At 65.7% G+C, this 13,490-nt stretch carries 13 protein-coding genes; 8 read left to right on the top strand and 5 right to left on the bottom strand.

Annotated elements, in window-relative coordinates:
• Positions 1-14 precede the first annotated feature (14 nt).
• Positions 15-353: a cupredoxin domain-containing protein gene (locus CXK94_RS14185; RefSeq protein ID WP_102894830.1), complete on the bottom strand. Its 339-nt coding sequence runs from the start codon at positions 351-353 to the stop codon at positions 15-17.
• Positions 353-886: an iron transporter gene (locus CXK94_RS14190; protein ID WP_102894831.1), complete on the bottom strand. Its 534-nt coding sequence runs from the start codon at positions 884-886 to the stop codon at positions 353-355. The genes CXK94_RS14185 and CXK94_RS14190 overlap by 1 nt, the downstream gene beginning before the upstream one ends.
• Positions 887-1,155: 269 nt before the next feature.
• Here CXK94_RS14190 and mdtD point away from each other — a divergent pair, with 269 nt between their 5' ends.
• Together mdtD and CXK94_RS14200 are read left to right on the top strand one after the other, a co-directional pair.
• Positions 1,156-2,580, top strand: coding sequence for a multidrug transporter subunit MdtD (gene mdtD / locus CXK94_RS14195; RefSeq protein ID WP_102894832.1), 1,425 nt, complete (start codon positions 1,156-1,158; stop codon positions 2,578-2,580).
• Between the two features lie 146 nt (positions 2,581-2,726).
• Positions 2,727-4,799: an AsmA family protein gene (locus tag CXK94_RS14200; RefSeq protein ID WP_102894833.1), complete on the top strand. Its 2,073-nt coding sequence runs from the start codon at positions 2,727-2,729 to the stop codon at positions 4,797-4,799.
• A gap of 7 nt (positions 4,800-4,806) precedes the next feature.
• Here the strand turns inward: CXK94_RS14200 and CXK94_RS14205 are convergent, their stop codons facing one another.
• Positions 4,807-6,414: an MFS transporter gene (locus tag CXK94_RS14205; RefSeq protein WP_102894834.1), complete on the bottom strand. Its 1,608-nt coding sequence runs from the start codon at positions 6,412-6,414 to the stop codon at positions 4,807-4,809.
• A 142-nt stretch (positions 6,415-6,556) separates the two neighbouring features.
• A complete protein-coding gene (locus CXK94_RS22285) occupies positions 6,557-6,847 on the bottom strand; it encodes a hypothetical protein (RefSeq protein ID WP_146032312.1) in 291 nt (96 codons plus the stop codon).
• Between CXK94_RS22285 and CXK94_RS14215 the strand changes: the two genes are divergently transcribed.
• On the top strand, positions 6,846-7,763 hold the full coding sequence (locus CXK94_RS14215) for a LysR family transcriptional regulator (RefSeq protein WP_102894836.1): 918 nt from the start codon (positions 6,846-6,848) through the stop codon (positions 7,761-7,763). The two genes, CXK94_RS22285 and CXK94_RS14215, sit on opposite strands and share 2 nt — an antisense overlap.
• A gap of 100 nt (positions 7,764-7,863) precedes the next feature.
• Here CXK94_RS14215 and CXK94_RS14220 read toward each other — a convergent pair whose 3' ends face one another.
• Positions 7,864-8,433 (bottom strand): TetR/AcrR family transcriptional regulator, encoded by a 570-nt coding sequence (locus tag CXK94_RS14220; protein ID WP_102894837.1) that lies wholly within the window; start codon positions 8,431-8,433, stop codon positions 7,864-7,866.
• Between the two features lie 83 nt (positions 8,434-8,516).
• Here CXK94_RS14220 and CXK94_RS14225 point away from each other — a divergent pair, with 83 nt between their 5' ends.
• The 5 genes from CXK94_RS14225 to CXK94_RS14250 all read left to right on the top strand — a co-directional run bounded on the left by CXK94_RS14225 (position 8,517) and on the right by CXK94_RS14250 (position 13,433).
• On the top strand, positions 8,517-9,152 hold the full coding sequence (locus CXK94_RS14225) for a glutathione S-transferase family protein (RefSeq protein WP_102894838.1): 636 nt from the start codon (positions 8,517-8,519) through the stop codon (positions 9,150-9,152).
• A gap of 319 nt (positions 9,153-9,471) precedes the next feature.
• Positions 9,472-10,176 (top strand): pirin family protein, encoded by a 705-nt coding sequence (locus CXK94_RS14235; RefSeq protein WP_102894839.1) that lies wholly within the window; start codon positions 9,472-9,474, stop codon positions 10,174-10,176.
• Positions 10,177-10,282: 106 nt separating this feature from the next.
• Positions 10,283-10,975, top strand: a complete 693-nt coding sequence (locus CXK94_RS14240) for a hydrolase (RefSeq protein ID WP_037038802.1) — start codon at positions 10,283-10,285, stop codon at positions 10,973-10,975.
• A gap of 77 nt (positions 10,976-11,052) precedes the next feature.
• Positions 11,053-11,325: a XapX domain-containing protein gene (locus tag CXK94_RS14245; protein WP_102894840.1), complete on the top strand. Its 273-nt coding sequence runs from the start codon at positions 11,053-11,055 to the stop codon at positions 11,323-11,325.
• A 95-nt stretch (positions 11,326-11,420) separates the two neighbouring features.
• Entirely contained in the window at positions 11,421-13,433 is a 2,013-nt protein-coding gene (locus CXK94_RS14250; protein WP_102894841.1) for an amidohydrolase, read from the top strand.
• The last annotated feature ends 57 nt before the right edge of the window (positions 13,434-13,490 follow it).

Below are 13,490 nucleotides of genomic sequence, written 5' to 3' on the forward strand. Positions count from 1 at the left end.
TCGCTACTTGCTTACTACTTGGCGATGATCTCGCCTTCGGGAAGATCCATATGGAATTCGTCGAAGAATGGGTAGCGGCCCGGCTTCAGCGGATGGATCACGACGAAGGAGGTCACGCCCGGCGACAGCACCTTCTCGATGCGCAGCGGCGTGCTCTCGAATTCGGTCGGTCCGCTGCCGGCGTTGTGCACGATGATCTTGAAGCGCTGGCGGGCCGGCACCTCCAGGGTCGCCGGTTCGAAATGGCCATCGCGGATGGTCAGCTCATACGTCGGCAGGGCGGCCTGGGCCGTGCCGGCGAGCCCGGCCAGCAGCGGCAGGACGCCGAGCAGCGTGCGCCCGGCGCGGCACATCAGTAGCCACCCTTCTTGCCGATGCCGGCATAGGTGAATTCGTAGTGCAGCTCGCAGCCTTCGAACCAGGGCGCGACGCCGGTCTCCTTGTCGGTGTGGCGACCGAACATGTTATGCCCCGAGCCCGGCGGCAGGATCTTGTAGGTCAGCTGGTACTTGCCGGGGCCGAGCAGCTTGACGTTGTCGCCGTAGTGCGGCCCGTCGTTGGCCACCATCGGGTGGAAGTCGCCCTCGACCACTTGCTCCGAACCGCTCTTGCGCAGCTCGTAGCGGATGCTCAGGTAGGGGACGAAGCTGCCTTCCTGCCAACCGTTACGGTTGTCCTCGGTGGCGCTGATGTCCGCTTCCAGGTGCACGTCGGATTCCGCCGCGGCACGCATCATGCCCGGTGGGTCCATTTCGACCGGCTGCAAGTACACTGCGCCGACTTCCATGCCGCCACACTGCTGTGGCTCGCCGATGGGATATTCCTTCGCCTGGGCGAGCGGGGTGAGGAGCAACGAGGTGATGGCCAGGGTGGCGGGAATGCGCATTGGAGCCTCCGGAAACGGGAAATGACGGAGCGAGGGTCGCACTTGCGGCTCCGAATGATAATGATTCGCGTCAATTTATGAAGAAATATTTTGTTACGGCCGCTCCGCAGTGCGCGGTATTTGCCAGCAGAACGCCACAATGGCGGGCGTTGCACGCCAAGGTGCGGCGTGTCGTCACAGGGGCGCCGCGGTCGGGGTGCACGGCGCTTCGGCGAACCCGCGGGCGCCAGTTCCTCTAAGATATTGCACCTTTCGCATCCGGGGACTCCATGCAACCGCCCGTTCCGCTCGACGCCCGCACCGCCCGAATCCTGCCGTGGCTGGTGGCCATCGCCTTCTTCATGCAGACCCTGGACGGCACTATCCTCAACACCGCGCTGCCGGCGATGGCGCGCGATCTGGCCGAGGACCCGCTGCGCATGCAGGGCGTGGTCATCGCCTACATGCTCACCGTCGCGCTGTTGATCCCGGCGTCCGGCTGGATCGCCGACCGCTTCGGCAGCCGGCGCATTTTCGTCGTCGCCATCGTGCTGTTTTCCCTGGGCTCGCTGTTCTGCGCGCTGTCGACCAGCTTCAACCAGCTGGTGACTTCCCGCGTCCTGCAGGCCCTTGGCGGCGCGCTGATGCTGCCGGTGGGGCGGCTGGTGGTGCTGCGCGCCTTCCCGCGCAGCGAGTTCGTGCGGATCATGGCGTTCATCGCGCTGCCGGGGCTGGTCGGTCCGCTGCTGGGGCCGACCCTCGGCGGCTGGCTGGTGGAATACGCGTCCTGGCACTGGATCTTCCTGATCAACCTGCCGGTGGGTGTGGTCGGTTGCCTTGCCGCGTTGCGCTTCATGCCGGACCTCAAGGGCGCCGAGCGGGTGCGCTTCGATAGCCTGGGGTTCCTGCTGTTCGGTGCGGCGATGGTGCTCATCACCATCGCCCTGGAGGGGCTCGGCGAGTTGCACATGCCGCATGCGCGGGTCACGTTGCTGCTGTTCGGCGGCGTGGCCTGCATGACCGCCTACTGGTTGCGCGCCGGGCGCATCGATGCCCCGCTGTTCAGCCCCGCGCTGTTTCGTACGCGCAGCTTCGCCGTGGGGATCTTCGGCAACCTGTTCGCCCGCCTGGGCGGCGGGGCGCTGCCGTTCCTGCTGCCGCTGCTGTTGCAGGTGGCGCTGGGCTATTCGCCGGCTCAGGCGGGCATGAGCATGATCCCGCTGGCACTGGGCGCCATGGCGGTGAAGTCGCTGGCCAAGCCGATCATCGATCGCCTCGGCTACCGTCGGCTGCTGATCGGCAACACGCTATTGCTCGGCAGCCTCATCGCCAGCCTGGCGACCATCAGCGGGCAGACGCCGACCTGGTTCCTGCTGCTGCACCTGGGCCTGATCGGCATGGTCAACTCCATGCAGTTCACCGCGATGAATACCGTGACCCTGGTCGGCCTCAGCAATGCCGACGCCAGTAGCGGCAACAGCCTGCTCTCGGTGGTGGTGCAACTGTCGATGAGCCTCGGCGTGGCCACCGCCGGTGCGCTGCTCGGGGGCTTCACGGTGAGCGGGGCGCAAGGCGACGAGGTGCTCAGGGCGTTCCAGCTGACCTTCCTCAGCGTCGGCGCCATGGCCATGCTGGCGGCGGCGCTGTTCCTGCAGTTGGACAGCCGCGACCCCAGTCATTCCGAGGAAAGGCGCCCGGTCGATGTCGCCGAGTGAGCCGGCTGCCGCTGCTCGGCGTCGCGCCGGTGCTGGCGGGGTGACGCCGATGGACAAGGAAATGCCGGCCGTTGGGGAGTCGATCCGGTCCGATGCCAGTCGAAACAAGACGAGCATGCCTGCTAAGCGGAAACAGCGAGAGCGCGATGAGCCGAACGCGTGGACTTCTCCTAGGATTGCTGGGCGGCGTGGCGGTGCTGGCCGTGGCGCTGGTCGTGCTGCTGGCCACCTTCGACTGGAACCTGCTCCGGCCCACCCTCAACGAGCGGGTGTCCGACACCCTCGGCCGGCCGTTCGCCATCCAGGGCGAGCTGGACCTGCGCTGGCAGCGCGATCGCGAACGGCCGGGCTGGCGCACCTGGCTGCCGCAGCCGACCCTGATCGCCGAGGACATCACCCTGGGCAATGCCGAATGGGGCCAGGCGCCCTATTTCATCCACCTGGATAGCGTCGCGGCGGAGCTGCGCCCACTGGCGCTGCTGGGCAAGCGCGTGAGCATCCCGGCCATCACCCTGGGCGGGCCGTCGGCGCATCTCGAGCGGCTCGCCGACGGCCGCGCCAACTGGACCTTCGAGAAGCTGGCCGCCAGCGACGAGGCGGCGGACGAGAAGCCTTCGGCCTGGGTGCTGGACATCGGCACCATCGGCTTCGACCAGGGCAGCGTCAGCCTCGACGACCCGCTCTCGCGCGCCCAGTTGCAACTGAACGTCACCCCGCTGGGCGAGCCGGTGCCCTACAGCCAGATTCTCGGCGCGGCCCAGGGCGAAGGGAGCGGGGAGGGCCAGGCGCAGGGTGCGGCGACCCAGGACTACGCCTTCGCCTGGAACGCCAAGGGCCGTTACGCTGGCCAGCCGCTGGCCGGCGAGGGCCGTGTGGGTGGCCTGCTGGCCTTGCAGGATGCGACATTGCCCTTCCCGCTGCAGGTCGACCTGCGCGCCGGCAAGACCCGGGTGACGGTGGAGGGTACCCTGACCGACCCGCGCAACCTGGGCGCGCTGGACCTGCGCTTGCGCCTGTCCGGCGACAGCCTGGGCAACCTCTACCCGCTGATCGGCGTGACCCTGCCCGACACCGGCGCCTATGCCACCGACGGCCGCCTGCGTGCCGACCTGCAGGACCCGGACGGCGCCGCGTTCCACTACCAGGGCTTCAACGGCCGCATCGGTGGCAGCGACATCCATGGCGACCTCAGCTACGTCGCCGGTGAGCCGCGCCCGCGGCTGAGCGGCGAGCTGACCTCCAACCAGTTGCGTTTCGCCGACCTGGCGCCGCTGATCGGCGCCGACTCCGAGCAATCGCGCCAGGCGCGCGGCGCGTCCCGCAAGCAGCCGGCGGCCAAGGCGCTGCCGGTGGAAGCGTTCCGCACCGACCGCTGGCGCGACATGGACGCCGACGTGCGCTTCGTCGGCAAGCGCATCGTCCACGACGAGGCCCTGCCCATCCAGGGCCTCAACGCCCACGTGCTGCTCGACGACGGCGTATTGCGCCTGCAGCCGCTGAGCTTTGGTGTCGCCGGCGGCCGCCTGGAAACCGACGTGCGCCTGGATGGGCAGCGCACGCCGCTGGCCGGCCGGATGCGGCTGGAAGCCCGTTCGCTCAAGCTGCGCCAGCTGTTCCCCACGGTCGAGGCCATGCAGAAGAGCCTCGGCGAGCTGAACGGCACAGCCGATATCCAGGGCACCGGCAATTCGGTGGCGGCGCTGCTCGGCAGCGCCAATGGCGAGCTGCGCCTGCTGATGAACGATGGCACCGTGAGCCGCGGGCTGATGGAACTGGCCGGCCTCAACGTCGGCAACTACCTGGTCGGCCGGCTGTTCGGCGACGAAGAGGTGCAGATCAATTGCGCGGTGGTCGATCTGGGCATGAAGGACGGCCTGGCCGCGCCCCGGCTGTTCGTGCTGGACACCGAGAATGCGGTGATCAATGTCACCGGCCAGGTCGACTTCAAGAGCGAAAACATCGACCTGGACGTGGTGCCGCGTTCCAAGGGCATCCGCATCATCTCGCTGCGCTCGCCGCTCTACGTTCGCGGCACCCTGAAGAATCCGCGCCCGGGCGTCCATGCCGGCCCGCTGGCGTTGCGCAGTGTGGGCCTGATCGTGCTGGGCAGCACCGTCGGTCCGGTGGCCGGCCTGCTCGCACTGGTCGCGCCCAGCGGTGGTCAGGCGGACCAGTGCGGGCCATTGCTGGAGCAGGTGAGAAAGCTGCCGGCCCGCTGAGCGCCCGCTACGCCCGCCCTTCGCCCGGATGGTTGAACGCCAGGAAGTGTCGCACCACGGGCCGGTCCTCGCCCTGGTGAAAGCGCAGCACATCGGCCTGGATGTCGGCGTCCGCCTTGGATACCCGGTTGTGCTGGCGCAGATGCTCGGCCCAGGACTCGACCTGGAACCATTCGAGCATCAGCGTCGGGTCGGCCGTATCCTCGCTGATGCCCCAGGCGTAGGCACCATCGCGGCGGCGTTCGGCCGACAGCCGGGCCAGCGCCTTGAGAAACTCGGCGCGATCTTGCGGAGCCACACGGTACTCGATCTGGATCAGCACCGGGCCCCGGTCATGCTCGACCGGCGCCGCGGTCAGCGGCTCGGGCCAGTGCCGGGAGGGCATCAGGTCGGCCTCGCCCCTGGGCAGCTTGAGACGATGGGCGACCAGCCCCGCCACGACCAGCCCGCCGGCGCCGGCCAGCAGCGTGAAGGGGACGCCGATCAGCTCGGCCACCGCGCCCCAGCTCAGGCTGCCGGCGGTCATGGCGCCGTTGAACACAGTGAGGTACACCGCCAGCGAACGCCCGCGCACCCAGTTCGGCAGGATGGACTGTGCCACGCCGTTGAGCGTGGTCAGCGCGCTGATCCAGGCCGCGCCCAGCAACAGCAGGGCCGCCACCGCCGCCCACTTTGGCGGCGCGAAGGCGAGAAAGGCCATGACCGCCGCCGTCACCAGCGCCGCCAGCAGCAGCAGGCCGTCGGCACTCAGCCGTTCGCGTAGCTTCGGCATGACGATGGCGCCGACGATCGCGCCCAGGCCGACGGCACCGAGCAGGATGCCGTAGAAGCCGGCGCCACCGCCGAGCAGGCCGCGCGCCACCAGCGGCAGCAGCGCCCAGACCGAACTGGCCAGGGCGAAGAAGACGAAGGCGCGCACCAGCACGACATGCAGCTCGCGGCTGGCGCGGGCATAACGCAGCCCGGCACGGAAGGCGCCGGGGAAACGCTCGGCCAGCACATCCTGTTCCGCTTTCGGGCGCCGCCACCACAGCAGTGCGGCGATGACGAAGACGTAGCTGATGACGTCGACGCCATAGGTGAACGCCGCCCCCAGGCTGGCCAGGATCAGGCCGCCCATCGCCGGGCCGATGGCGCGGGCGATGTTGATGCCCAGCGAATTGAGTGCCACTGCGCTCTTGAGGTCCTTCTTCTCCACCAGCTCCGGGACGATGGCCTGCCAGGTCGGCCCCATCAACGCCGCGCCGATGCCGCCGAGGAAGGTCAGGGTCACCAGCGAGGCGATCGACTGCAGCCCGGCGAACGACAGCAGCATCAGGCAGACGCTGACGCTGGCCAGCAGGAGCTGGATGGCGATCAGCAGTCGGCGCCGGTCGAGGATATCGGACAGCACGCCGGCGGGAATCGCCAGCAGGAAGATCGGCAACGTCGCGGCGGCCTGTACCAGCGCGACGGCCGCCGGCGATGGCGACAGGTCGGTCATGATCCAGGCGCTGGCGACGTCGCGGATGAAGCTGCCGGTGTTGCCGATGATCGTCGCCACCCACAGGACGCTGAACAGCGTCTGCCGCAGCGGAGCGAAACCGCCGGCAGACGTGGACGCTGGTGCTGTCATGGATGCTGCACTCCTGATTGGTCATGCATCGAATAGTGGTTGCTCACCTGGAACCGCCGTCCGGCAGGAGCCTGCATGCGGCGGTCGCCGTGGCCCTGCCGGCACGCAGGTGCCGCGAAAACCGCACCTTGAGTATTGCCGCTCAGCTTGCGGCGTCCACCAGCACCAGCTCGGCATCCTCGCTGGCGCTGATACGGATGGGCGCTTCGCCGTTGGCCGGCACCAGGTAGCCATAGCGGTTGGCGCCGGCGAAGCGGTACTTTCGGGTCGAGTTCGTTTCGATGAAGTCACTATAGGCAGCGAAATCAATAATTGAGAATGGAACCAATGGAAAGCCATTCTTTCTATTTTGTTGTTGTATGTGGCGGGTTTCATACTGATCGTGGAGAATCCCATGGAATCCATGTGATCGGATCATTTCCAGGACTGCCATGAAAAAACTGCCGGATCTCGAAGCCTGGGCGATCTTCGCCACGGTCTCGGAAACGGGCTCCTTCGCCCGCGCCGCCGCCGAACTCGGCCTGTCGCAGGCCACCGTTTCCAAAGCCATCACGCGCCTGGAAGGGCGCATGAAAACCATGCTGTTCCATCGCACCTCGCGCCGCATGTCGCTGACCGAGAGCGGCCACGCCGCGCTGGAGCGCGCCGCCCGCATCCTCGCCGAGGGCGAGGCGGTCGAGGCCGAGGTGACCGAGCAGTCGACCAGCCTGCGCGGGCCCATCCGGATCGCCGCGCCGATGTCGTTCGGGGTCTCGCACCTGGGACCGGTGCTGCCGGAATTCATGGCGCGCCATCCCGACGTGGTGCTCGACGCCCATTTCAGCGACGAGCTGGTCGACTTGGTCGCTCAGGGCTTCGACCTGGCCCTGCGTATCTCGACCCTGGCCGATTCCAGCCTGCTGGCCCGCCGCCTGTGCACCGTGCGCATTCTGCTGGTTGGCGCGCCGGCCTATTTCGAGCGCCACGGGCGCCCCAGCCATCCACGCGAGCTGACCGGGCATCGCACACTGCAATACAGCTATTCACGCGGCGGCAGCAGTTGGCGCTTCCGCCATAAACGGCATGGCGAATTCGCCCAGGCAATTTCCGCATCGCTGCTGGCCAACAACGCCGAGGCTCTGGCGCCGGCCTTGCGGGCGGGGCTGGGCCTGGCGCTGCAGCCGGAATTCCTGGCCTGGAAGGACCTGCAGTCGGGCGCGCTGGAGACAGCGATGGACGACTGGCAGGTGGAGCCGATCGCCCTGCACATCGTGACTCCTCCGGGCCGCAGCCGCCCGGCCCGCGTGCAGGCGCTGATCGACTATCTGGCCGAACGCTTCGCCGCCGCGCCGTGGGCACAGAGCGGTTAAGGGCTGGGGCGACCGATTGGTATGGCGGACATCAGGACGTTCATCAAGTGATCGTACCCCTGTATAGGACGAACATTAGCTCGGGCGCTTAGCCTCTTCGCTAATCCGATTCCTGCGGATTGGCCAGTAAGGCATAGCAGTCTGATCGGCAGGCTGCGAGTAGTTCCTCTGCGAGATGGGGGTCGTCAACCGCACGCGCCAGCACCACGCCGCCTATCAGCGCAACGGTGGTCTGTAGTGCTTGCTGGCGATCTATGGCCGGCGCTGTCGCCTCCAAACGCCCCACGAAGTTTCGAAGCGCCGTGCTGTAAGCCTGTCGTACCTTGGGTTCTTGCCGGGTCACGTCGGTGGCCATGAACGCCAGCGGACATCTCATTGACTCACCTTGCGCATGGGTAAGCCGAAGATAGCCCTCTATCAAATCGCCCAATCCATAGGCACCCAGCTCGTCAAGTCGCTCACTACCTGCCTTGGCAGAGTACCGAATGGCTTCGGCATAGAGTTCTGCCTTGGTTTGAAAGTGGTGATAGAACGCGCCACGCGTCAGACCTGCATCGGCCATCAGTTCGTCAATGCCTACTTGTTCGAAACCCCGCAGTGCAAATAACCGTGCAGCACTTTCCAAGATGCGGGTACGAGTCCGATCGCGCTGCTGAGTAGGCCAAGACATAAACGCTCTCCTTGTGATTATGTTCTTGAACATAAGGTGATGGGCTGCAGAATTCCAGCCTTGGTCCAACAAGAGAGGCGCATATGGAACTGCATATTTTTGGCCCCGATTTCAGCACCCTTGCCCGCAGTGTTCGTCTGTATTGCGAGGAAAAAGGCCTGAGCTACACCTATGGCATGAATCTGAAGGGGCAAGCGATTGATTGGCGCAGTGAGGCGCACCGGAATTATCATCCGTTTGGGAAGGTGCCGGTGCTATTTCATGCAGACGCGCATGTGTTCGAGACTAATGCGATCTGCCGTTATCTGGACACGGCGTTTCCAGAGAATTCTCTTCAACCATTCGAAATGTCCACACGGATATTGGTCGACCAATGGTCGAGTGCCTTGGTCACCTCTGTCGACAAAGATCTTGTACGCGATTACTTGCTGCTTGTTGCTGGACCCAACCGGCCCACAGTAATTGATCCCGCTACATTGGCTAGTGCGGAATTGCAGGTAGAAGCAACGCTCGCCATCCTCGATGTTCAATTAGATGAACATCCCTACTTATGTGGGAAACATTACAGTTTGGCGGACGCATTGCTGACGCCCATGCTCGACTATCTGGCCATGACCCCGGCTACTGACTGGCTCGGTCATTGGCCACGGCTCGGAGCTTATCTCTCACGCATGAGGGCCCGCCCATCTGGCTGCTCCGTGTTGGGGCTTCCTGGCTGAGCGTCAGGTGATACTACCTGACGTCCTGATAGAACCGACGTATTTCGCAGTGGCCAGATCGTTTGTGACTAGAAAGAAACCTTCAGTGAACGCTTGCCCGAACAACAGGCGATCGAATGGATCGTTGTGAATGGAGTCATCGCCAGCTTCCGATAGCCAGCCTCTAGCAGGACTCTTCTGAGCACCGCGGAATGATGACGGAAGCATGAAAACAGCATCTCAATAATGGAAAGAATGTAATTCGATTCATCGTATTCCGGAGGGGAGGAGAACGGCATAAGCTGAGGCCATCGTAATCAGACGCCAACAGGAGGACGTCATGATCGAACGTCGCCCCTTCGACAGCCTCGGTGGAGCCAACCATGGTTGGCTCGATGCCAAGCACCACTTTTCCTTCGCCGAATACCGTGATGAGGCGCGCGTGCACTGGGGTGCGCTGCGGGTCTGGAATGACGACACCATCCAGCCCGGCAGTGGCTTCCCGCCGCACCCGCATGCGGACATGGAAATCATCACCTACGTCCGTGAAGGCGCCATCACCCACCAGGACAACCTCGGCAACAAAGGCCGCACCCTCGCCGGCGACGTGCAGGTAATGAGTGCCGGCACCGGCATTCGCCATTCCGAATACAACCTCGAACCCGGCATCACGCGGATCTTCCAGATCTGGATCTTTCCCGACCGCAGCGGCGAGCCGCCGGCCTGGGGCACCAAGCCCTTTCCCAAGGGCGAGCGCTCCGGCCAGTTCGTCGCCTTGGCCAGCGGCCTCGAAGGTGACGAGGACGCGCTGCCGATCCGTACCGATGCACGGCTGCTCGGGGCCACGCTGAAAGCGGGGGCGACGGCCGAATACCGTTTTGCCGATGCTGAACGCTACGGCTATCTGGTCCCGGCCAGCGGCAAGGTCGAGGTCAACGGCGTGCACCTCGATGCCCGCGATGGCGCGGCCATCAGTGGTGAGGAGGTGATCCGCGTCACCGCCCTCGAAGATGCCGAACTCGTGCTGGTGGACGCTGCCAGCTGAGTTTCCGCTTGGCGCAGGGGGAGCTGGCGGCGCCCCTTGCGTCACGCATTACCCGCCGCCTCTTGCGTTCCATGACTCAATCCGCTCCCATCAAAGGAGAAGCATCATGTCCAATAAATACCTCGAAGTGCTGACCCCGCAGAACAGCCAGCTCATCTTCATCGACCAGCAGCCGCAGATGGCCTTCGGCGTGCAGTCGATCGACCGCCAGGTGCTGAAGAACAACGTCGTCGGCCTGGCCAAGGCGGCGAAGGTGTTCGACATCCCCACCACCATCACCACGGTCGAGACCGAAAGCTTCTCCGGCCATACCTATCCCGAGCTGCTGGCCGTGTTCCCCGGCCACAAACTCCTCGAGCGTAGCTCGATGAACTCCTGGGACGACCAGAACGTGCGCGATGCGCTGGCCGTCGGTGCCGCCCAGGGCCGCAAGAAGATCATCGTCTCCGGCCTGTGGACCGAAGTCTGCAACCTCGGCTTCGCCCTGTCGTGCCTGCACGACACCGACTACGAGATCTACATGGTCGCCGACGCCTCCGGCGGCACCTCGGCCGACGCGCACAAATACGCCATGGACCGCATGGTCCAGGCGGGCGTGGTGCCGGTGACCTGGCAGCAGGTGCTGCTGGAATGGCAACGCGACTGGGCGCGCCGCGACACCTACGATGCGGTGATGGACATCGTGCGCGAGCATTCCGGCGCCTACGGCATGGGCGTCGACTATGCCTACACCATGGTGCACAAGGCGCCCGAGCGCGTGCAGCACGGCGAGACCGTCGGCCCGAACCCGGCCCAGTAAGGCAGGCACAGGCACCGGGCACTGCCGCGAGCGCGGCAGCCGCCCGGCGTACCCCGCGCTCTGATCCGAGGTGAGCCATGAAACTCTATGTTCTGTCCCTGGGAGCCGGTCTGCTCGTCGGCATCATCTACAGTCTATTGAGTGTCCGTTCTCCCGCGCCCCCGCTGGTGGCCCTGGTCGGCCTGCTTGGCATCCTGCTCGGTGAGCAGGTCATCCCGGTCGGCAAGCAGTTGTTGAATGGCAGCGCCTTCAGTGCCGCCTGCGACAAGGCCCGGGCAGCCGACCACGTACTCGGTCAGTTGCCCGGCCGGAGCGCCGCAGGTAAGGCATCCGATGAGGACCGCGCATGAGCAAACCCCGCCCACCCCTCGAGACTGCGGCGCAGTGGCGGGCTCGAGGGGGGGACGGGTGAAGGCAGTCGATTAATCAACTGGAGCCAAAACCCATGACATCCCGGCGAAAAGTTCTCGGTGCCGCGACGACGCTGGCGTCCGCGCTGGCGCTGAACAGCGTCCTGGGCCGCGGCGCGGTCGCTGAAGCATTCAGAAAAGGAGCGTCTTCCATGTCCGATTCCGTACCTGACGTCATCTTCCACAACGGCCGGATCACCACGCTGGATCGCAGCAACCCTGTCGCCAGCGCCGTCGCCATCAAGGACGGTCGCTTCCTGGCCGTCGGCGGCGACGCGGAAATCCTCCCGCTGGCCGGCAGCGCCACGCGCGTCGTCGACCTCAGGCGCCGCAGCGTGCTGCCCGGCCTGTTCGACAACCACACCCATGTGGTCCGCGGCGGTCTGAACTACAACCTCGAATTGCGCTGGGACGGCGTACGCTCGCTGGCCGACGCGCTGGACATGCTCAAGCGCCAGGTCGCTGTCACGCCCGCGCCGCAATGGGTGCGCGTGGTCGGTGGTTTCACCGAGCACCAGTTCGTCGAGAAACGCCTGCCGACCATCGCCGAAATCAATGCCATCGCACCCGACACCCCGGTGTTCCTGCTGCACCTGTACGACCGCGCGCTGCTCAATGGCGCGGCCCTGCGCGCGGTGGGCTATACCAAGGACACCCCGGAACCGCTGGGCGGCCAGATCACCCGCGACGCCAACGGCAACCCCACCGGCCTGCTGCTGGCCAAGCCCAACGCGATGATTCTCTATTCCACCCTGGCCAAGGGGCCGAAGCTGCCGTTCGACTACCAGGTCAACTCCACCCGCCACTTCATGCGCGAGTTGAACCGCCTGGGCGTGACCGGGGTGATCGACGCCGGTGGCGGTTTCCAGAACTACCCCGAGGACTACGAAGTCATCCAGAAGCTGGCCGATGAAGGCCAGATCACCGTGCGCCTGGCCTACAACCTGTTCACCCAGAAGCCCAAGGAAGAAAAGGAGGACTTCCTCAAGTGGACCTCCAGCGTGAAGTACAAGCAGGGCGACGACTACTTCCGCCACAACGGCGCCGGCGAGATGCTGGTGTACTCGGCGGCCGACTTCGAGGACTTCCGCGTCGAGCGACCGGACATGCCGCCGCAGATGGAGGGCGAACTCGAGGAAGTGGTGCGCATCCTCGCGCAGAACAGGTGGCCGTGGCGACTGCACGCCACCTATGACGAGACCATCACCCGCGCGCTGGACGTGTTCGAGAAGGTCAACCAGGACATTCCCCTGCAGGGCATCAACTGGTTCTTCGACCATGCCGAGACCATCTCGGAGAAGTCCATCGACCGCATCGCCGCGCTTGGCGGTGGCATCGCCGTGCAGCACCGCATGGCCTACCAGGGCGAATACTTCGTCGAGCGCTACGGCGCCCGCGCCGCCGAGGCGACGCCGCCGGTCAAGCGCATGCTGGAAAAGGGCGTGAAGGTCTCGGCCGGCACCGACGCCACCCGCGTGGCGTCCTACAACCCCTGGGTGTCGCTGTCGTGGATGATCACCGGCAAGACCGTCGGCGGCCTCGGCCTGTATCCGCGGGCCAACCTGCTCGACCGGGAAGAAGCGCTGCGCATGTGGACCGAGAACGTTGCCTGGTTCTCCAACGAGGAAGGCAAGCGCGGGCGCATCGAAGTGGGCCAGTTCGCCGACCTGATCGTGCCGAGCAAGGACTACTTCACGGTGCCCGAGGACGAGATCTCCTTCCTCACCTCGGACCTCACCGTGGTCGGCGGGCGCGTGGTCTATGGCGCCGGCGACTTCGCGCCGCTGGACGACAACCCGCTGCCACCGGCCATGCCCGACTGGTCGCCGACGCGCACCTTCAAGGGCTACGGCGCCTGGGGCGAACCGGATGGCGCAGGGCGGAACTCGCTGGCGCCGGTACGCGCCCATGCTGCGGCCTCGTGCGGTTGCGCCAGTTCCTGCGGCCTGCATGGCCATGACCATGCCAGTGCCTGGGGCTCCAATGTGCCGGTATCGGACGCCAGGAGCTTCTTCGGCGCCCTGGGCTGTTCCTGCTGGGCCGTGTGAGGCACTCGCCCAACCGTTTGCGGCGATCGGCGTTGTGCTGGAGCGATCGCCCGCAAG

The organism is Stutzerimonas stutzeri (assembly GCF_002890915.1).
Classification (GTDB): Bacteria; Pseudomonadota; Gammaproteobacteria; order Pseudomonadales; family Pseudomonadaceae; genus Stutzerimonas; species Stutzerimonas stutzeri_AF.